This window comes from Paenibacillus sp. WLX2291, assembly GCF_046603665.1.
Classification (GTDB): Bacteria; Bacillota; Bacilli; order Paenibacillales; family Paenibacillaceae; genus Saccharibacillus.
In genome coordinates, this window is the sequence record NZ_CP176755.1 from 2507837 (window position 1) to 2527449 (window position 19613).

Genomic DNA, 19613 nt, shown 5'->3' on the forward strand with positions numbered 1-19613 from the left:
GTGAACTTATTGGTGTTGTTTGTATATTACTTGTAAATAACACTACACGGACACCGATAATGATTTTGATGAAGGAATGAAGGAATGAAGTAGTATTGCAAAATAATAAAAAGTCCCGGTACAGCTCCGATTCGTAATGGAGCAAGCTACTGGGACTTTTATTGATGCTTTAGATTGATCCAATATGATCGCCAGAATCATAATGAGCAACCGCCAGTTTGTGTTGTAATACCATTAACATCTTGTACAGCTAAAGTCGTCATATTTTAAAACCTCGCTGTCTTACTACCATCCTATACTTAACGTCGCAATTCACAAGAATGAGCAGGGATGCTTTCTGCAACTTCCTGACCGCGCATATCTCTAATTTTGACATTGTTACTGTATAGCATAGAATCGCTGCGCAGCTTGAAGGCGGTAAAATTCACTTCAGCGTCCAACGACATTTGTTTCTCGAAATAGATTTCTTGTTGAACATCAATCAGAATGGGAAGTGAATTGGTGTCGATCACATGATCATGCTCGCCCTGACGATCAACAATTAGCAGTACCGGAATACCGTCACAGCCACAGCCTTCACCTGTATCGTAAAATAATTTATAATGTCCATCTTGCTCGCCCAGTGCTGTTCTTAACTTCTGATCCGCAAGTTCCGTTACTTTAATGTTCATAATAGTCACCGTTCCTTTGATTGGAATAGGGCAAGAGAAGCGCCCACGAGAATGATGTATGCTTGGTTGAAGCTGCATTGTTTTGTTTACAAGATGAATATAGCATAAAATTATTTTGTGTGCAATGTAAATAAAGAAACAAATTTAATAAATGGTTTATTTTGTAACATAACATTTGAACGTCATCGTTTCCATGAGCGTAAATGTTCAACCCATGCTACAATATCTCTTATGATTACTATACCCGTACAGCCCACCGGCATATCAACCCGGTTGTACATGGAACTTACAGGACAAGGAGTCGGAGCATGATACCAACACAGGAATATATGAAAGGTTATTTACAAGGCATTGCCCAGATGAATATGAGCGTGAATTGTTCGCTTGATTATGATTTGGATGAGATTCCGGCAACCGGAACGCTGGTGGAGAGTGTATGCAAATATATGCAGCTATCACCGGGTCAGGTTAGTCTGGATCGACTGCAACAATGGGAGCAACCGCTGCTGGATATGCTGCCACGCTGGTTGTTTTATCGGCTGCATGAGCGAGGGCTACCAGCAGCAGAACAACGTACGCTGCATTATGACGAAGAGCAGGCGAGTCGTCAATTTATACATATTCTGAAAGAATGGCTGAGTCGGGAAGGCAGTTCTGCAACCGTATTTCGGGTCAATAGCAAACCGGATTCGTTTTATGAGCTGGAGTGGGACGACTATCTGTTTTTTACTAACGGTAAGCTGTATTTTTTGCATTTTGGGCGAAGTGATTAAGAGGGGATTGCTGCACACAGAGCAGTCATTCCAATTTATTATATAGAATGAGACAGGCTTACCCTGTAGTATGCGGGTAAGCCTGTTTTTGCGTGAGATGGAATGATAGAAGCTATGCTATTTCGATTCAGATCATATCTATGACTTAACTGCCTGCCGGATTCCAATTGTCACTGCCGCGTAGTACATTTTGCGGAGTCAGTTGGGCTGCTTGTTGGGCAGTAAGCTGCTTCGACCAGCTTACGCGCTTGCTTGTCGTGCCGCCGCTACCAGTGCTGCCATATTCGGAATAACGAGCAGTCTTCTCATTCTCGGCATTACTCCAGTTGTTCCATCCTTCGGGACGAATATGACTGTCCATACTGGAATTGAGAAAAGCAACCGAAGCGTACGGACGCCATGGACGACCAAGATACACACTAGCGTTAGCAACGCTGCTGGCACGCGTCAATTTGCAATTCCGAAACACGTAGCCATATGTCTGTTCTGCTGCTGTCGACGCGGCAGTCACATACCCGTTACCTAGACTTTTCAATTCGCAATTGTTAAAGTACGCGGTGGCACTGCCAAACACAAAATCAACGGTTCCTTCGATGTAGCAATTTTCATAATACTGTCGCCCTGTACCCGGAGTGTACAACGTATCCTGATTGCCGAGTATACGTACATTTTTGAAAATAGCCCGATCTCCGCGTACATATAAGGCGACTGCTTGCCCCGCATCTTTACCAGCGGTATTGGCAAAAGTAATGTTTTGCGCGGTGAAATGATCGGACATGACGAAGGTGCTGGAGCTATTAGTTGTGCCGCCGGCAGATGCGGACGTGTCGTTATACGTGAGAATCGTCTTGTCTGCGCTTTGCCCGGTTAGCGTAATGTAGGGCTTGTCCTGTGGGAAAGTAAGCTTTTCGGTATAGGTGCCATTTTTGACATAGATAGTAATCGGATTTTTGTTACCGCTTTCAATAGAGTTGATGGCAGCCTGAACAGTTGTGAATTGCCCGGAACCGTCTTTAGCAACTGTAATTGTCTGTGCTTGAGCAGCTTGTATCGATACGGTAGAGGTAGAATCCTGTGCATAAGCAGTTAGCGGTGATGCATGCAATAGACTGAAGCTGAGCATACAAGTGCACGAGATTAGTAGTGACTTTCTCCATGTTGGGAATAGCGACGATGTGGGATAGAGAATGGACGGCTTGTGCATTGGGCGCAATTTGATATTCATTAGATCACTCCTTTGCTGGTATACAGCGAATGGTCAGGCTACAGCCAGTATAGTATGTGCGGGGCTGTAATATTTTGCTGTAATTGTCCGAAAATGAGATCGATTTTGCTGTGATTGTCTTCTGGTGAACGAATAGAGGCATGTGTGACGAATGAGTGACATGTGGAAAGAGAGGATGCAATTATGGTCACATTAGCAGAAATGAATTACAGTTTGGAGCCGATCCAGCCGCTGCGTATTCATTATTTGCGGCAACATGGATATATGGCGATGCCGCGTTACCATGCGCACGATTGTTATGAAATCTTTTATGTGCAGAGCGGCGAACGTAAATATGTAATTAATAACGAGATGTACTACGCTTGCGCGGGCGATCTGGTGCTGATTCGCCCGGATGATGTGCACCGGACGGTTAGTACAGAGGCATTGCAATGCGAGCGGATCTTGGTTCATTTTGGTGAGGATTTTGTGATGCAAGGCAGTGGATTGCAATTTTCGTTAATGGAGCTAGGCAAGCACCCGATCTTCTCTTTGCCACTGAACGAGCGTAAGCAGGTGGAGCAATGCTTGCAAACATTACTGTCTGAAATGAAGCTGATGAAGCCGGGCTATGTGGAATTGAGTCGTTGCCTGCTGATAACACTGTTGATTGTGCTTTATCGGGTACGAACAAAAGAACAGAAGATGTCGCCGAAATGGAACGATATCGCAAGATATGAAGCTGCATCGGTGATAAGCATAGCTAATGTCGACACAATGATACACATAGAGCAGCAAGTAACAAACATAGATATTGAGCAGCAAGCGATGAAAGCCACAAGCGCTGATAATGTGCACGCTGCACAACATGTAGTCGTGCAGTGCCCATCCCTTCATCCAATGGAAGCGCAAATGGGCGAAATTGTGAATTATATTCGACAGCATTACGCTGCTCCACTCAGTTTGAGCGAGCTTGCTAGACAATTTTATATTAGTCCTGCGTACTTGTGTCGCATCTTTCCACGCATTACAGGGTTGCATTTTCGCGCCTTTGTACAGTCTATTCGATTGCAGGAAGCATGTCGTTTATTGGTGGATAGTAGTCTATCGATCGGTATGATTGCGGAGCGCACTGGGTATACGCATACATCTAATTTTAGCGTCATTTTCAAAAAGATGATCGGGTGCACACCAAGTCAATATCGGCGCCAAAAGCAAGAGAACGCACAAGAACTATCTGTATCTACAAATGAAAACGGTTCATTTTAAAATGTGAACAAATAATTAAGCCTATAAGATAATATTCCGATAATTGTCATTGAGTCCTGTCGCATAGTAGGTTAGAATATAACTCTGTGCGTCAGGTTTGGATGAATTGTAAACGTCAGATCGTCATCGTGTGAACGAAGAAAATGTCCCTTTTGTCACACGTATACTTCGTCGCGTTGCCGTAAAAAAGAGAAGCGGTAATGACATGGCGAATGAATCGGCGGATACAACAATCCTCTTGTGCGTAGGGCATTACGGCTGACAAGATTGCAGAGATAGCGGAATCTGAACAGCCGGATGACAGACATAATCTAGCAGTGACTTATTGGAGGTTTACACGTTGGAGAAGAAAATACCGTTTTCGTTTATTATCGTCATTGGTTTGATGTTGTTCGCATTGTTCTTCGGTGCAGGCAACTTGATTTTCCCGACCATGCTGGGGCAATCGGCTGGTACGAATTTTTGGTCGGCTAATATTGGCTTTTTGATTACTGGTGTAGGGCTGCCGACGCTGGGTGTTATCGCACTCGGATTTTCCGGCAAAGATGATCTGCAATCACTCGCTAGCCGGGTACATCCGGTGTTTGGCGTTGTATTTACAACTGTGTTGTACTTGTCGATTGGTCCGCTGTTTGCGATTCCACGGACAGGGAATGTGTCGTTTGAGATTGGTGTGAAGCCGTTTCTGACACCGGATCAATACACGGTAGCAGCAGCTATCTTTTCGATTCTCTTTTTTACAGTCACTTGTTTCTTCTCGCTAAATCCGGCGCGAATCGTAGATATTGTCGGTAAAGTGCTGACACCGATCAAGCTCACCTTTATCGGGATACTTGTTATTACCGGTTTGCTGTTCCCGATTGGTGCATTGCAGCCACCAACGCAGCAGTATACGACACATGCGTTTTTTAATGGATTCCAAGAAGGCTATCTGACGATGGATGCGCTGGCAGCCTTCGTATTCGGGATTATCGTGATTAATGCGATTCGTAGTCGTGGCGGTACAAGCCGCAAGCAGATCGTTACTGTCTGTCTGAAAGCCGCTTGTGTTGCTGCGGTAATTCTGTCGGTATTGTATGTATCGCTATCGTATATTAGCGCATCCAGTGTGACTCAATTCGGTTATCTGGAAAATGGCGGTCAGATTCTGGCGCGCATGTCCAGCTACTATTTTGGTACATCGGGCGGGATCTTCCTCGGTCTGATGATTACAATCGCTTGTCTGACGACGAGCGTCGGTCTGATCACGTCATGCGCATCGTATTTTAACAAATTGTTCCCACGTCTGTCTTACAAAAAACTAGCTATCGGCATGTGCGTATTCAGCGCTATCATTGCCAATATCGGTCTGACTCAGTTGATCTCGATCTCGGTGCCAGTACTGACCATTCTGTATCCGCTGGCCATTGTGCTTATGTTCCTGACGTTCTGTCATCCGTTGTTCAAAGGGGAACGTCTGGTGTATCAAGGCAGTATGCTGCTCGTATTCATCATCAGTCTGGCTGACGGTCTGGAAGCTACTCCTTTCCATATGGCATGGCTGGATCATTTCTTGGCAGGATATATCCCGATGTACAGCATCGGTCTTGGCTGGATTCTACCCGCGATTATCGGTGCATTCGGCGGCTATGTAATTAGCCATATGAGAAAAAATGAAGAAATCGCCAATCAGAAAATGTAATAAAGATATGCAAAGCCCGCATCCATCGTCGGTATATGACATGGATGACGGGCTTTTTGTTATAAAGAAGGTTGTAGCAGTGCAAATGGATCGCAGTAATACGAAGATACCAGATATTTTACATATAAATATAAGTTCGTCTATTATTTTGCTGTAAATAGGGTAATACTGTTACAGTGCATCGGACTGCCACATATCAGCAGTTCAAATACAGGCAAAGCGGAGGTTACTAATAATGGAACAGCGCAAATACGGAAATACCGACATGAAGGTGAGCGTCTTGGGATTCGGTGCTTCGGAAATTGGAAGCGGTGTCTCACAGGCAGAAGTGGAAACATTGCTACATAGTGCACTGGACGCAGGCTTGAATGTGATCGATACGGCTGAATGTTACGGCGACAGCGAGGAGTTTATCGGTAACGCACTTGCTGGACGACGCAATGATTATCACCTGTTTACCAAATGCGGTCATGCTGCCGGGTTTGATTCGCCAGATTGGGATCGGCAGATGCTGGAGCAAAGTATCGACCGCAGTCTGCGCCGCTTACAAACCGATCACGTTGACGTTATTCATCTGCATAGCTGCTCGGAAGAAGTGCTACGCCGTGGTGAAGTAATCGAAGTGCTGCAAAAAGCTAAAAAAGACGGCAAAACGCGTTATATCGGTTACAGCGGTGATACAACCGATGCACTATATGCGATTGAAACGGGTGTATTCGATAGTCTGGAAACGTCCGTTAACATCGCCGATCAGGAAGCGATCTCGCTCACCATTCCACATGCACGCGATCGTGGCATGGGCATCATCGCCAAGCGCCCAATTGCCAATGCAGCATGGACAAAAGCAAAAGTGTCGCCCCAAGATTACGAATTTGTGTATTGGAATCGTCTACGCGACCTTCAGTATGATTTCTTGCAGGATGAGCAGGTGCAGAACAGTATCAAGCAGGCGCTGCGCTTTACACTGAGTATTCCGGGTGTAGATACGATGATTGTAGGCACAACCAAGCCAACGCGTTGGGCGGAAAATGCCGCTCTGCTGGAAGAGGGTTTGCTGGCAAAAGAAGACTTTGACCGTATTCGTCAACGCTGGTTCGAGATCGCCGAGTCGGAGTGGGTAGGTCAGATTTAACGAAGAATTGTTTGTAACTGTGCGATAAATGTACAAGAATATGTTCGATTATCATCCCCTTAAGATGGACAGTGAAAACAGACTTCAAAGTACGATGAAGTTAACACTGAACACTGGAGGGGATGTTTGAGTTTGAGTCCGGTGACTGAATCCAGAGCAAAGACAGCAATGTACATAGCATCAGCCTTGTACATTCTGAGTGTCGTTTACATATTTATAAATAAAAAGGTTGTCAAACAAATCGTCTTGTGTTATTTTATTTCTGTAACCGGTTACACATTGAGGTGAATTGAGTGACAACGATCAAGGACGTAGCAAAACATGCCGGGGTATCGGTTGCGACCGTTTCCCGTGTAATTAACGAAACCGGATATGTACATGAAGATACGCGGCGTAAGGTGGAGGAAGCCGTGCGTGCGCTCAACTATACGCCTAACGAAGTAGCGCGTTCGCTCTACAAACGCAAATCGCGATTGATCGGGTTGCTACTGCCGGACATAACGAACCCGTACTTTCCACAGCTGGCACGCGGAGTCGAAGATCGGATGCAGGAAAGTGGGCTACGGCTTATTTTTGGCAATAGCGATGAGAGCAAGGAAAAGGAGCAGGATTACATCCAAACCTTTGTCCGCAACAATGTGGTTGGTTTGATCTCATCGACCAATTATCCGGGTAGCTCGACGTATCGCAATCTGTCTATTCCGGTTGTGTTTCTGGATCGCATCGCTAGTGATAGTCCTTCGGTGTATGCCGATGGGCGTGAAGGCGGACGGCTGGCAGCACGAGCAATCGTGGAGCGTGGCAGTCATACAATTACTATTTTGCAAGGACCGGAGCATATTCGGACGGCGCAAGATCGCTTTCAAGGTGCAGCCGAAGTGCTAAGCGATATGGGGATTCATTATCATGTAGTGCGTACCGGCTCGTTCTCATTTGACGAGGCAGAGCAATGGGCGCGTGAGCTATTCCGTCAATTTCCTAATACGGATGGAGTAATTGCCAGTAACGATATTACTGCTACAGCTGTCCTGCATGAAGCGCTACGCTTAGGCAAGAAAGTACCCGAAGATGTGCAAGTTGTTGGATTTGATGACATTCCGTTCAGCAGCTTATTATCACCTGCATTATCTACGATTCGTCAGCCCGCGTACGATATGGGACGCGCCGCTGCTGAGCTGCTAATCTCGCTAATAGAAGATCATCCAGTGATTCAGAAAAATATCCAGATGCCGGTACAATTCATCGAGCGGCAAACGACACGGTCTTTACCGGATCAACCAATTTGATTAACATTTCCGTTTCATAACGAAACTTAATAGCAACATTCATACGAGGTACTTGATATGCGAGATTTCCCAAGCAGGCTTCGTGTAGAAATTTTGCATCATAAATATATATCGCAGTACCCTGCTAAGACTTAGATAACATTCTGTTTCATACACATACACTAACAGGAAATGAGGTAATTCCTATGACAACATCCCCTGCAAAACAAGCAAAAGTCTGTGTTGTTGGCAGCTGCTCGATGGATCTGGTCGTATCTTCATCCAAACGCCCAGCAGCTGGTGAAACCGTACTTGGCGAGAGCTTCAAAACGGTTCCCGGCGGCAAAGGAGCCAATCAGGCAGTCGCCGCAGCCCGACTCGGCGCAGCAGTAACGATGATCGGTCGTGTCGGTGACGATCATCTCGGTGAAACGATTTTGAATAACTTTAAAGACAATCAAGTAAATGTAGAATATGTGAAACCGGTTACACATATGGAGAGCGGAACGGCACATATTATTCTTGCCGAAGGAGATAACAGTATCATTGTCGTCAAAGCAGCGAATGATGAAGTGACACCACAATATGTACAGCAAGCTGCCGATGTCATTCGTCATTCTGACATTGTGCTGATCCAGCAGGAGATTCCGCAGGAGACGATTGTGGAAGTAAGCCGCATCTGTGCTGAAGCGAATGTCCCTTTATTGCTCAATCCTGCACCTGCACGTCAGGTGGAAGCAGAAGTATTGGAAACGGTCGCTTATATTACACCAAACGAGCATGAAGCCGCTATCGTGTTTGAAGGAACAGAGCTGAAGGAGGCGCTGCGTCAGTACGCCAACCGTCTGATCATTACCGAAGGCAGCAACGGCGTACGTTACTACGATGGAGAGCAGGAAGTCGTCGTGCCCACATACAAAGTCGAAGCCGTCGATACAACCGGAGCAGGCGATACGTTTAACGCAGCACTCGGCGTTGCCTTGGCAGAAGGTCAATCGTTAGCAGACAGTCTGCAATTCGCCAACCGTGCTGCATCCTTATCTGTAACCAAATTCGGCGCTCAAGGCGGCATGCCAACCCGCGCAGAAGTGGAGGCTGCCTTATCATGAAAAAGAACGGCATTCTAAACAGCCATATCGCCAAAGTACTCGCCGATCTGGGACATACCGATTATATCGCCATTGGCGATATCGGTCTTCCAATCCCAGACGGCGTTCCCAAAATCGATCTGGCACTCACCTACGGTGTTCCTAGCTTCCACGACGTCGTCGAAGCCATCGCCGCCGATATGCAAATCGAAAAAGTTGTAATCGCTTCCGAAATGACTGAACATAACAAATCGACCCACCGCTACATGACAGGTCGCTTCGCAGACATCGAGCTACAACAATGCAGTCACGAACATTTCAAACAACTAACACAAAACGCCAAAGTCATCATCCGAACTGGAGAGTCCAAGCCCTACGCCAACTGCATCCTCCAATCCGGCGTCTATTTCGGATAAAAAGAAATAAGCGCAAAAGCTACTAAACCAACGTTTGCAAAAAATAAATACTCAACAAATCAAGCCCTATAAAACCATCACGATTCACAGAAGAATCAACTAACAACCAAATGTCAATAATGAAATATGTATCTACAATAAAACCCATTTCTTTATAACTAAAAACTACAAGCAAACCTAATCTTAAAACAAGCCCTAAACCTTTCAAAACTGCTACTACCCATCCAATACAGTAGGTACGGATGCAGGAAAAGGCTGCGAGCATTGCGGAACGGAGGAAAGGAAATAAGGGAAAAGGGACGACTTCTAGTGTTTGTGATTTTCAAACACGGGGTTCAATCAAAAGTGATTTTTGCGATAGCAAAATATCTTACTGCTTTGGAACACAGGAATCTACATTTAATTCCATTTCGTAGATTCCTGTGTTCCACCGGAGGACGTGTCCTTATTCCTTTCCGAAGTGAATGCTGCTCCCCAGCACCGTTTCCATTGCACCACCCCACCCATCCCAACCAAGAGGAGGTCACCCCATGCACATCCAAATGACTAATATCCACAAAGCCTTCGGCACCAATCAGGTACTGAGCGGCGTGGATTTCGAACTGCGCGAAGGCGAAGTTCATGCGTTGATGGGCGAGAACGGTGCCGGCAAATCGACGCTGATGAATATTCTCGTCGGGCTGCATGCCCGCGATGAAGGTACGATCACTATCGACGACAAGGAAACGTATTATACCGATCCCAAGCAAGCGGAAGAACAGGGAATCGCTTTTATCCATCAGGAACTGAATATCTGGCCCGAGATGACCGTACTGGAAAATCTGTTTATCGGCAAGGAAGTCACCACCTCCATCGGCTGGCTGGATTCCCGCAAAATGAAAGCGCTGGCACAGGAGCAGTTCCGCCGCCTCGCTGTGCATCTGCCTTTGCAACAGGAAGCGGGACAATGCTCGGTCGGTCAGCAGCAGATGATCGAAATCGCCAAAGCGCTCATGACTAACGCGCGCATCATCATTATGGACGAACCGACCGCCGCTCTGACAGAACGCGAGATTCAGAAGCTGTTTGAAGTGATTCGCGCTCTGAAAAAAGAAGGCGTGTCTATCGTATACATTTCGCATCGGATGGAGGAGATCTTTGCTCTTTGTGATCGGATCACCGTTATGCGTGATGGCAAAACCGTCGATACACAGGACATTCCACATACAACCTTTGACGATGTAGTACGCAAAATGGTTGGACGCGAGCTTACCGAACGTTACCCAACGCGTCATCCGAAGCCGGGCGAACTCGTGCTGGAAGTGAACAATGCCAGCAAGCGCGGACAATTTGAAAATGTCAGCTTCCATGTACGCTCTGGTGAGATTGTCGGCTTCTCCGGGCTGATGGGTGCTGGACGTACCGAGATTATGCGCGCGATCTTCGGATTGGATTCGCTCGATAGCGGCGAAGTCCGCGTACATGGTAAAAAGGTCAACATTCGTCGCCCGGATGATGCGGTACGTCATGGCATCGGCTTTATTACCGAAGACCGCAAGGACGAAGGATTAGTGCTCGACTTCTCTATTCGTGAAAATATGGCGCTGCCCAATCTGTTCAGCTTTACATCCAAAGGATTCATTTCCGGCAAAAAAGAGCAGGAATTCGTCGATACTCTGATCAAGCGTTTGCAGGTCAAAACACAGTCATCCGAAACGCCAGCACGCAGTCTGTCCGGCGGGAATCAGCAGAAGGTCGTGATCGCCAAATGGATCGGTATCGGTCCAAGCGTACTGATTCTGGATGAACCGACACGCGGCGTCGATGTAGGCGCGAAACGCGAAATTTATCAGCTCATGAACGAGCTGACCGACCGCGGCGTGGCGATCATTATGGTATCGTCCGAGCTGCCAGAGGTGCTTGGCATGAGCGACCGCATCATCGTCGTGCACGAAGGCAAATTAAGCGGCGAGCTGAATCGGGAACAGGCAACACAGGAAACCATTATGACATTGGCAACAGGAGGACAATAATTATGCAAACGACATCGCAAAGCAAGTCCGGCGCACTGAACGTTTCCGCTTTTACTCAGAAACTAGGTCCGCTGCTCGGTTTTATCATTCTCGTCGTGATCGTCTCTATTTTGAATCCGGCTTTTCTGGAACCGCTGAATATTCTCAATCTACTGCGTCAGGTGGCAATTAATGCGCTGATCGCATTCGGTATGACGTTTGTGATTTTGACCGGCGGTATCGACTTGTCGGTCGGCTCGATTCTAGCATTATCCAGTGCCTTTGTTGCGAACCTGATGCTGTCCGGTATGGACCCGATTCTGGCGATCATCGTCGGTTGTCTGGCAGGTGGAGTAATGGGGATGATCAACGGTCTGATGGTAACAAAAGGAAAAATGGCACCATTTATCGCTACGCTGGCTACGATGACCGTGTTCCGTGGATTGACCCTAGTGTACACAAACGGGAATCCGATTACAGGGCTTGGCGACAGCATGGCATTTCAATTGTTCGGTCGCGGCTATTTCCTCGGTATTCCGGTGCCAGCGATTACGATGATTATCGCATTTGCGATTTTGTGGGTGATTTTGCATAAAACAGCGTTTGGTCGCAAAACGTACGCAATCGGTGGTAACGAAAAAGCGGCTATCGTGTCCGGTATCAAAGTGACCCGTGTAAAAATTCTGATCTACTCACTGACTGGTGCACTGGCTGCGCTGGCAGGTGCGATTCTTACATCCCGTCTAAACTCAGCACAACCGACCGCAGGTACATCGTATGAACTTGATGCGATTGCAGCCGTTGTCCTCGGTGGAACGAGCCTTTCCGGTGGACGTGGACGCATCGTCGGTACATTGATCGGTGCGCTGATCATTGCAACCCTCAACAATGGTCTGAATCTGCTCGGCGTATCGTCCTTTTACCAGATGGTTGTCAAAGGTATCGTGATCGTCATTGCCGTTCTGATCGACCGTAAACGCTCGGCATAACGAGATCACACGTTAGGATGGAATCACGTCAGGATGAAATATTGTAATATAGTCGAATGTTACAATTCCCGGTGACAATGAGTCAGTTAAGCATCTGTTCTGCCTACGTATTGCAATCATCGTATAGATGACCTCATTCACATAGGATACAACTGAGAGCCATATATGTTACGCAGTCATTGTAGCAACACGATGACATATCAATTGCAAGCAAGCCTAGCGAAAGAAGGGAACTAACCATGAATACAATAAAACTATTGCTCGCCGCTATGCTGACCGTACTGCTACTGGCTGGCTGTTCTATGCAGCCGCCTGACTGGGCAAAGCCAGAAAAAGCGACTACTACTGGCGAGATGACCATCGGTCTGTCGATCTCTACACTAAATAACCCGTTCTTCGTTTCACTCAAAGACGGTGTAACCGCAGAAGCGCAAAAGCTGGGCGTCAAAGTGATCGTTGTCGATGCGCAAAATGACTCCGCCAAGCAGAGTAACGATGTAGACGATCTGCTGCAACAAGGCGTAGATGCGCTGTTAATCAACCCGACCGATTCCGCAGCTATCTCGGCAGCGGTACAATCGGCGAACGGTCTAGATATTCCGGTTATTACGCTTGACCGTTCCGCAGATAAAGGCGAAGTAAAAACGCTTGTCGCTTCTGACAATGCCAAAGGTGGACGCATGGCAGCCGACTACCTCGTCAAACAGCTAGATGAAGGCGCCAAAATCATTGAGCTACAAGGTGTACCGGGCGCTTCCGCTACTCGTGAACGCGGCAAAGGTTTCCACGAAGTCGCTGATAAGCAGCTGGACGTTATCGCGAGTCAGGCAGCCGATTTTGACCGTACCAAAGGGCTGAATGTTATGGAGAATCTATTGCAGGCGAACCCGGACGTACAGGGCGTATTCGCTCACAACGATGAGATGGCACTGGGCGCGATTGAAGCGATTGAAAGTGCAGGCAAGGACATTCCGGTTGTCGGTTTTGACGGTAACGAGGATGCACTGAACTCGATCAAAGAAGGCAAGCTGACGGCAACCGTTGCCCAGCAACCTGATCTGATCGGACAAATGGCAGTCGATGCCGCACGCGATGTACTGCAAGGCAAATCCGTTGAAGCTTCCATTCCAGCACCGCTGAAGCTGGTAACTAAGGATGGCGATCAGCATTAATATAAACGAGTAGTGAGCAAAAAATAGTAGTTTCCACTTCCATCATCTGCGTCTAAAATCGAAGTTGAAGTTGAAGTTGAAGTTGAAGTTGAAGTTGAAGTTGAAGTTGAAGTTGAAGTTGAACATAGCTGTGCAAATTACGTTTCACTTCAGCTGAATCATAGTGTATGGTATGCAAAAACGGCGACAGCTACAATCATGTCGTCGTTTTTGCAATGCTTCATTAAAAAGTGAGAATCGTGCTTGATTACAAATTCAACGGTGCTATGCTGCCAACAGCATGCTTCATATTTCATTCCAATATTGAATACATGCACAATACATATAGTTACACCTATACACGCGTTATTCAGCCATTTCCTCTAACCACGTTGCTAACGCCTCATGAGAATTCAATCGTTTTGCAATAATCGCGTTCGTCAATCGTTCTGCAAATGTCTCCATATGCTCACTCCTCCATTTCCTATGCTTGGGATCAAGTATAGTCCACCATGACAGTAATTCTATGTTTAGAAACGTTAGATATTATTGATCATAATTCTCATTATAAAATACACTGCTGCTCTCCATGATATGTTATAATTCGGAGTTCATACATCCTAAAAGATACATGTATCATTGTAATCGGATCTATCCGGTTGGTATAGAGGTTGTAAACGGTTTAAGAATACTATAAAAACTCAAGGGAGCATGATGTATGTTTATGATTTTGCTGTTGAGCTGCATCATCATCGGCTTGATTGCACTTGGTAAAAAGCTGCCTGCCGCACCGACAGCAGCAGGGAGTATGGTCATGGCACTTGGCATTTTTGTGCATGGCATCTGGCAACATCTGACTGGTCAGCCGCTGACCAGTCTTTCCGCTCGATTGCTGATTATTGGGATCGTACTTGTGTGGCTGTATTTGCTGGCAAGTTATTTGACCTCCATTCGCCGATCAACCTTTTACGAAGATCATGTCGCGCATCCGGTTGAACGCTTTGCAATCGGGACATGGGTAGCGGGTACTTCGGCGCTGCTTATGAATCTGTACACTGGATTCAATGCGGACTGGCTGAATGAAACGGTTCATATTATGGCGACGCTCAATCTGGGTTTATGGTTATTTTATATGGGCATCGTTGTTCAGGGATGGTACAAGCTGGCGACAGATTCCCATCCACAGCGGATCGACAGTGTAATATTGCTGCCAGCAGTAGCAACCCAATCCATCGTACTTATGTGCCATCAGGTATTTCAACTGCCAGTCGGTGTATGGTTGAGTCGTACTTTTATTATACTGGGCTTGCTTTGTTATGTAATCGGTGTGGCGTTGATGGTATGGCGTTACCGCAGAATGGAGCAACGCAGCGTACAGAATTGGAAAATCACCTATTGCATCACCTACGGAAGTCTTGCAATTACTGGCGTAGCGATCAGCTTGACTGGTGCATGGAGCAGTGGAGTAAGTTACGGATTCTGGTGGGCAAGTCTGATTGTTCTTGTTATCGTCGAAAGTGCAGAGACAGTGCGCGCCATTTGGCGCATACGTGCTTATGGGTGGCGTACAGGGGTAGGACGATATCATACGGCGCAATGGACGCGCATTTTCACGTTAGGCATGTTTTATTTTCTTACGATACAGACTGTGCAGACAGCGACTGGCAATGTCATCACAATGGGGCTACACAACGTCATTTTGTCGGTCGGTACATGGATCATTGGCATTTTGCTGGTGATGGAGCTGATTGTCTGGTTCCAAAAATCGTTTATGTATCATCCTGCCGTGCCAGCGCCAGCCGCCGAGCATACGCATAGCAAAATCTAAACAACAAAGCCGAATCACATTCATCGAATATGGAAGTCTGTTTGTAGTACAGCACTCCATTTGATGATAGCGGATTCGGCTTTTTGTTGTGGATATTGATCCTATGCATAGGCATGATGAAGATTGTTATCCCTATCTGATGTAGCATGGCATAGTGACATTTACCGAGACTGAAGCGCAGCCATACGTGCTTGCAAAGAATCCAGACGCGAAGGCAGCACTGGCAGTGTACAATCATCTACGTCATCTACATTCAGTCCGTATGACTCCTGCTGTGCATGTGGATGTTCCATGCTGCCAGCAAGGATTTTGGAATCGATAAAATCAAGAATGCTTAGCAAGGAGTCCACTTGCTGCTGGATTTGCTCACGATGCTGAAGCAGGTGATCGTGCAATTCCGGGGCGTCATCCAAACTACCATGAATACCGCCTAACTGGATATACGGTTTCATTTCCTCTAGCGACATGCCGGTTTTTTTGAGACATTGAATCATTTTCATCTGGCGAATACTGTTACGGTTGTAGGTGCGATGACCATTTGCTTTGCGAGTGGCAGCAGGCAATAATCCAGTTTTCTCATAAAATCGGATCGTATCTTCGGTTAATCCCGCCTGTCGCGCCGCTTCGCCAATAGATACGGGATCATTAGTAGGGGTAGCGCTTGTGGCGGAGTTCAAGTTCGTGGAATTGAAAAGTTGAGTATTCATCATCATCACTCCTTGGATTATTTAGACTACGGGACTACAATAGTGTTTTATTTTGCGGAAGAACATGGATGGATATTGAAGTTGCCGCTTTATTGGGTGAATAAGATGCTCTATTGAATAGACAAGATGCTCTATAAAATCGTGTTTACATTTGTATCTCTACCTCTATTGTAAAACCTGGAGTCAACTCCAAGTCAAGCCCAAACCAGTCCTAAACCAACCCCAAACCAACCCCAAACCAACCCCAAACCAACCCGTAAATTAACTTTCTATACTTCTATTCATTATTTATCCATTTCAGCGGTATAACTTTTCTAATCCAATCCCACATTTGCTACTTGACCTGGTGTCGACTTCAGGTTGTACGCTGGAATCCACTTCATCACGAGATATTGGATGAGAGGGTGTACATTTCGAGGAGGAGAATCATATGAGTACCGATTCATCTGAAGCTACAATGAATACCAGTCATATCGACACAAGTTATACTGACAGCAAGGCAACACAACAAGTTGCACTTGTCAGCGGTGCGAGTAGTGGGATTGGCTTGGAGTTAACTCGTTTGTTATTGAGCAAAGGCTACCATGTGATTGCGCTGAACCGGTCTGAATTTGAAAATAATGAAGACAATCAGGATATTCACCAAGCATTGCAGGAAGGGAGAATACGAATATACCGCGCCGATCTGAGCGATTTTCAGCAACTTCGAGCAGCATTGGAGCAGATTAAGGTGCAGGAGCAACGAATCGATATTGTATTCAACAATGCAGGTAATAGCCTGTCTCAACTAACGTTATCTCCGCAAGGACGAGAGCTGCATTTTGAATTAATGACCGTTGTGCCGTATATCATTACGATGGAATTGTTACCATTGTTAAGTGCAGGGCAGGGAGGAACCGTCATCCATACATCGTCTGCTGCGTTTGACTATTTACAATCATTTGACGTCGATACACTGGATCATCCGACTACATTCCGCAAGCTCATCGGTCCGTATGCGTCGTCTAAGCTAGCGTTGACTCTATGGGCGCGTGCCGCATCGTCTTCACTGGCAGCGCAAAACGTCATGATTCGTAGCGTTGATCCTGGTGGCAACAATACGCTGCGCAAAAACAAACCGAGTGGATTGCCACTATTCGCGCGTGTATTGATGAAGTGGTTTATGGCACATCCATCAACCGGAGCAAACAGGTTGTATAACGGAGCAGTTGGAGAATATCGTCAGCAAACCGGAATTTTGTTGAAAAAAGAGAAGCCGGTAGAGCCGCGTTTTATTGAAAAAGCTGAGGCAGTGTGGGAGAAAGTAGATCATATTTACCGTCAGGAATACTTGCCGATGTCTTAACAGGCAGTTACAATTTGATAGCCTGAGCCTGAGCCTGAGCCTGAGCCTGAGCCTGAGCCTGAGCCTGAGCCTGAGCCTGAGCCTGAGCCTGAGCCTGAGCCTGAGCCTGAGTAGAAACGAAAACAAAACAGGCGACAGTGCCGGATGAACCGGTGCTGTCGCCTGTTTCGGATGGTTGATGATTTATTTGGAGCCGAACGTTCCGTCATCCCCAATCGGGAGCGTCCAGCGTCAAACCTTGGATAGCGTATTGTCTAACATGCAATCTAGTACGGAATGTTTTTGATTATAGAGCAGCTACTGCTTGTTTTACAGCTCTTCGCCGTTTGTTGCGATTACATTCTGATACCAAGCAAACGAATCCTTTTTGGAGCGTGCCAGTGTACCATTGCCATCATCGTCCTGATCAACGTAGATGAAGCCGTAACGTTTGGACATTTCGGAAGTGGACATACTAACGAGGTCGATAGGACCCCATGCGGTATAACCCATCAGTTCCACGCCATCACGAACCGCTTCTTTCATCTGCTCAATATGCTTGCGCAGATACTTAATGCGGTACGGATCGTGAATAGAACCGTCTTCTTCGACTTTGTCATAAGCACCGAGACCATTTTCCACGATAAACAGTGGTTTTTGGTAACGATCATACATCGCGTTCAGCGTGACACGCAGACCGATCGGGTCAATCTGCCAGCCCCAGTCGGAGGATTCCAGATGCGGATTCACGACGCTGCCGGACACGAGGTTACCAACGCCCTCTTCACCTGTTGGGTTTTCCGAAACGGTGATTGTCATATAGTAACTGAATGAGATGTAGTCAACAGTGTACTGCTTGAGCAGCTCATCGTCGCCGTCTTCTTTTTGCAGTACGATATTGTTTTCTTCAAAATAACGATCCATGAACTTCGGATATTCGCCGCGTGCGTGCACGTCTGTGAAGAACAGGTTCATCTGATTGGCAACCTGTGCTTTGCGGATATCTTCTGGATTACAGCTGTTCGGGTACGTTTCCATACGTGCCAGCATACAGCCGATTTGTGCATCTGGAATGATGTCGTGACACAGCTTGGTTGCAATAGAGCTGGCAACGAACTGATGATGCAGTGCTTGATACATACCTTGCAATTTGTTGTCTAGACGATCTACGACAACGCCACCGCCAGTGAAGGCGCTAATGGTGATCACGTTGATCTCGTTGAAGGTCAGCCAGTATTTCACTTTGTCTTTGTAGCGTTTGAATACAGTCTCAGCATAGCGTGCATAATGATCCACAACAGCGCGGTCGATCCAGCCGTTATATTTTTGCGTCAGACCGAGTGGTGTCTCATAGTGGGACAGTGTTACCAACGGCTGAATACCATGTTTGAGCAGTTCGTCAAAGACGTTATCGTAAAATTGCAGACCTTCTTCATTCGGCTGCTCATCGTAACCATTCGGGAAGATGCGCGACCAGTGAAGGGACATGCGGAACACTTTGAAACCCAGCTCAGCGAACAGAGCGATATCTTCTTTGTAATGATGGTAAAAGTCAATACCGTCACGTTTCGGGAAGCGTGCTTCAAACGAACCATCCAGAATATCTTCAATTCGTTGGGAAGAGATTTCCATCGCATGGGACATATCTTTGCTGCGTTGGTCTTTCGGAATATAAGCGATCATATCAGCACTAGACAAACCTTTGCCGCCTTCATTGTAGCCGCCTTCCAGTTGATTAGCTGCGGTTGCGCCGCCCCATAGGAAGTTTTTCGGGAAACCTTTTGGTGCCATATTCATGACCTCTTTCTACGTATAGTATGGATTGACCGCTGAAACCAAAAAAAACCTAAACCGGAACAAAAGCAGCATCTTCATGCCGGTTTCGTTGCCAATTTAGGTTTTGCCTGCATCACCAGTAACAATCCTATGTTATGTTTTGCCTGTTTCATGTTCATTGTAAACGATGATAATAACGTTTTCAAGTTTTTCGTTGATGAAGTATTTTGAGAATGTGGCTGTTCACCGAATTGCCCTTGGTGCTGTCGAAATATGTCTTCTGCAAAGGATGTAAATAGTGTTATACTAAATGCAATCATCCGGATCGCCGACCGTTTGCGTGTATGA

16 protein-coding genes are annotated in these 19613 nt (G+C 46.5%); 12 read left to right on the forward strand and 4 right to left on the reverse strand.

The window, feature by feature from the left end; genetic code table 11:
• Positions 1–299: 299 nt before the first annotated feature.
• A complete protein-coding gene (locus ACDE64_RS10840; RefSeq protein ID WP_411350004.1) occupies positions 300–671 on the reverse strand; it encodes an iron-sulfur cluster biosynthesis family protein in 372 nt (123 codons plus the stop codon).
• A 308-nt stretch (positions 672–979) separates the two neighbouring features.
• Between ACDE64_RS10840 and ACDE64_RS10845 the strand changes: the two genes are divergently transcribed.
• On the forward strand, positions 980–1444 hold the full coding sequence (locus tag ACDE64_RS10845) for a hypothetical protein (protein ID WP_411350005.1): 465 nt from the start codon (positions 980–982) through the stop codon (positions 1442–1444).
• Positions 1445–1589: 145 nt separating this feature from the next.
• On the opposite strand, the gene ACDE64_RS10850 is transcribed toward ACDE64_RS10845, so the two are convergent.
• Positions 1590–2567: a pectinesterase family protein gene (locus ACDE64_RS10850; protein WP_411350271.1), complete on the reverse strand. Its 978-nt coding sequence runs from the start codon at positions 2565–2567 to the stop codon at positions 1590–1592.
• A gap of 285 nt (positions 2568–2852) precedes the next feature.
• On the opposite strand from ACDE64_RS10850, the gene ACDE64_RS10855 reads away from it, so the two are divergent.
• The 10 genes from ACDE64_RS10855 (at position 2853) to ACDE64_RS10900 (ending at position 15458) form a co-directional block, all read left to right on the forward strand.
• Positions 2853–3917 (forward strand): AraC family transcriptional regulator, encoded by a 1065-nt coding sequence (locus ACDE64_RS10855; protein ID WP_411350006.1) that lies wholly within the window; start codon positions 2853–2855, stop codon positions 3915–3917.
• A gap of 340 nt (positions 3918–4257) precedes the next feature.
• Positions 4258–5598, forward strand: coding sequence for a branched-chain amino acid transport system II carrier protein (gene brnQ / locus ACDE64_RS10860; protein WP_411350007.1), 1341 nt, complete (start codon positions 4258–4260; stop codon positions 5596–5598).
• Positions 5599–5833: 235 nt separating this feature from the next.
• Positions 5834–6730 carry an aldo/keto reductase gene (locus ACDE64_RS10865; protein WP_411350008.1) on the forward strand — a complete coding sequence of 299 codons (897 nt, stop codon included), beginning with the start codon at positions 5834–5836 and terminating at the stop codon, positions 6728–6730.
• A 293-nt stretch (positions 6731–7023) separates the two neighbouring features.
• Positions 7024–8016, forward strand: coding sequence for a LacI family DNA-binding transcriptional regulator (locus ACDE64_RS10870; protein WP_411350009.1), 993 nt, complete (start codon positions 7024–7026; stop codon positions 8014–8016).
• Between the two features lie 185 nt (positions 8017–8201).
• On the forward strand, positions 8202–9104 hold the full coding sequence (gene rbsK, locus ACDE64_RS10875; RefSeq protein WP_411350010.1) for a ribokinase: 903 nt from the start codon (positions 8202–8204) through the stop codon (positions 9102–9104).
• Positions 9101–9499, forward strand: a complete 399-nt coding sequence (gene rbsD / locus ACDE64_RS10880; protein WP_411350011.1) for a D-ribose pyranase — start codon at positions 9101–9103, stop codon at positions 9497–9499. The genes rbsK and rbsD overlap by 4 nt, the downstream gene beginning before the upstream one ends.
• Before the next feature lie 530 nt (positions 9500–10029).
• Positions 10030–11511, forward strand: coding sequence for a sugar ABC transporter ATP-binding protein (locus ACDE64_RS10885; protein WP_411346477.1), 1482 nt, complete (start codon positions 10030–10032; stop codon positions 11509–11511).
• Positions 11512–11513: 2 nt separating this feature from the next.
• Positions 11514–12479: a ribose ABC transporter permease RbsC gene (gene rbsC / locus ACDE64_RS10890; RefSeq protein ID WP_411346478.1), complete on the forward strand. Its 966-nt coding sequence runs from the start codon at positions 11514–11516 to the stop codon at positions 12477–12479.
• 239 nt (positions 12480–12718) lie between these two features.
• Complete coding sequence (gene rbsB / locus ACDE64_RS10895) at positions 12719–13651, forward strand: ribose ABC transporter substrate-binding protein RbsB (protein WP_411350012.1); 933 nt, start codon at positions 12719–12721, stop codon at positions 13649–13651.
• Between the two features lie 697 nt (positions 13652–14348).
• A complete protein-coding gene (locus ACDE64_RS10900) occupies positions 14349–15458 on the forward strand; it encodes a hypothetical protein (RefSeq protein ID WP_411350013.1) in 1110 nt (369 codons plus the stop codon).
• A 161-nt stretch (positions 15459–15619) separates the two neighbouring features.
• Here ACDE64_RS10900 and ACDE64_RS10905 read toward each other — a convergent pair whose 3' ends face one another.
• Positions 15620–16165, reverse strand: a complete 546-nt coding sequence (locus tag ACDE64_RS10905) for a MerR family transcriptional regulator (RefSeq protein ID WP_411350014.1) — start codon at positions 16163–16165, stop codon at positions 15620–15622.
• A gap of 430 nt (positions 16166–16595) precedes the next feature.
• Here ACDE64_RS10905 and ACDE64_RS10910 point away from each other — a divergent pair, with 430 nt between their 5' ends.
• The gene (locus tag ACDE64_RS10910; protein ID WP_411350015.1) at positions 16596–17510 is read left to right on the forward strand and encodes an SDR family NAD(P)-dependent oxidoreductase; all 915 of its coding nucleotides are present in this window, start codon (positions 16596–16598) and stop codon (positions 17508–17510) included.
• A 309-nt stretch (positions 17511–17819) separates the two neighbouring features.
• Here ACDE64_RS10910 and ACDE64_RS10915 read toward each other — a convergent pair whose 3' ends face one another.
• Positions 17820–19286, reverse strand: coding sequence for a glycoside hydrolase family 1 protein (locus tag ACDE64_RS10915; RefSeq protein WP_411350016.1), 1467 nt, complete (start codon positions 19284–19286; stop codon positions 17820–17822).
• Positions 19287–19613: the final 327 nt, after the last annotated feature.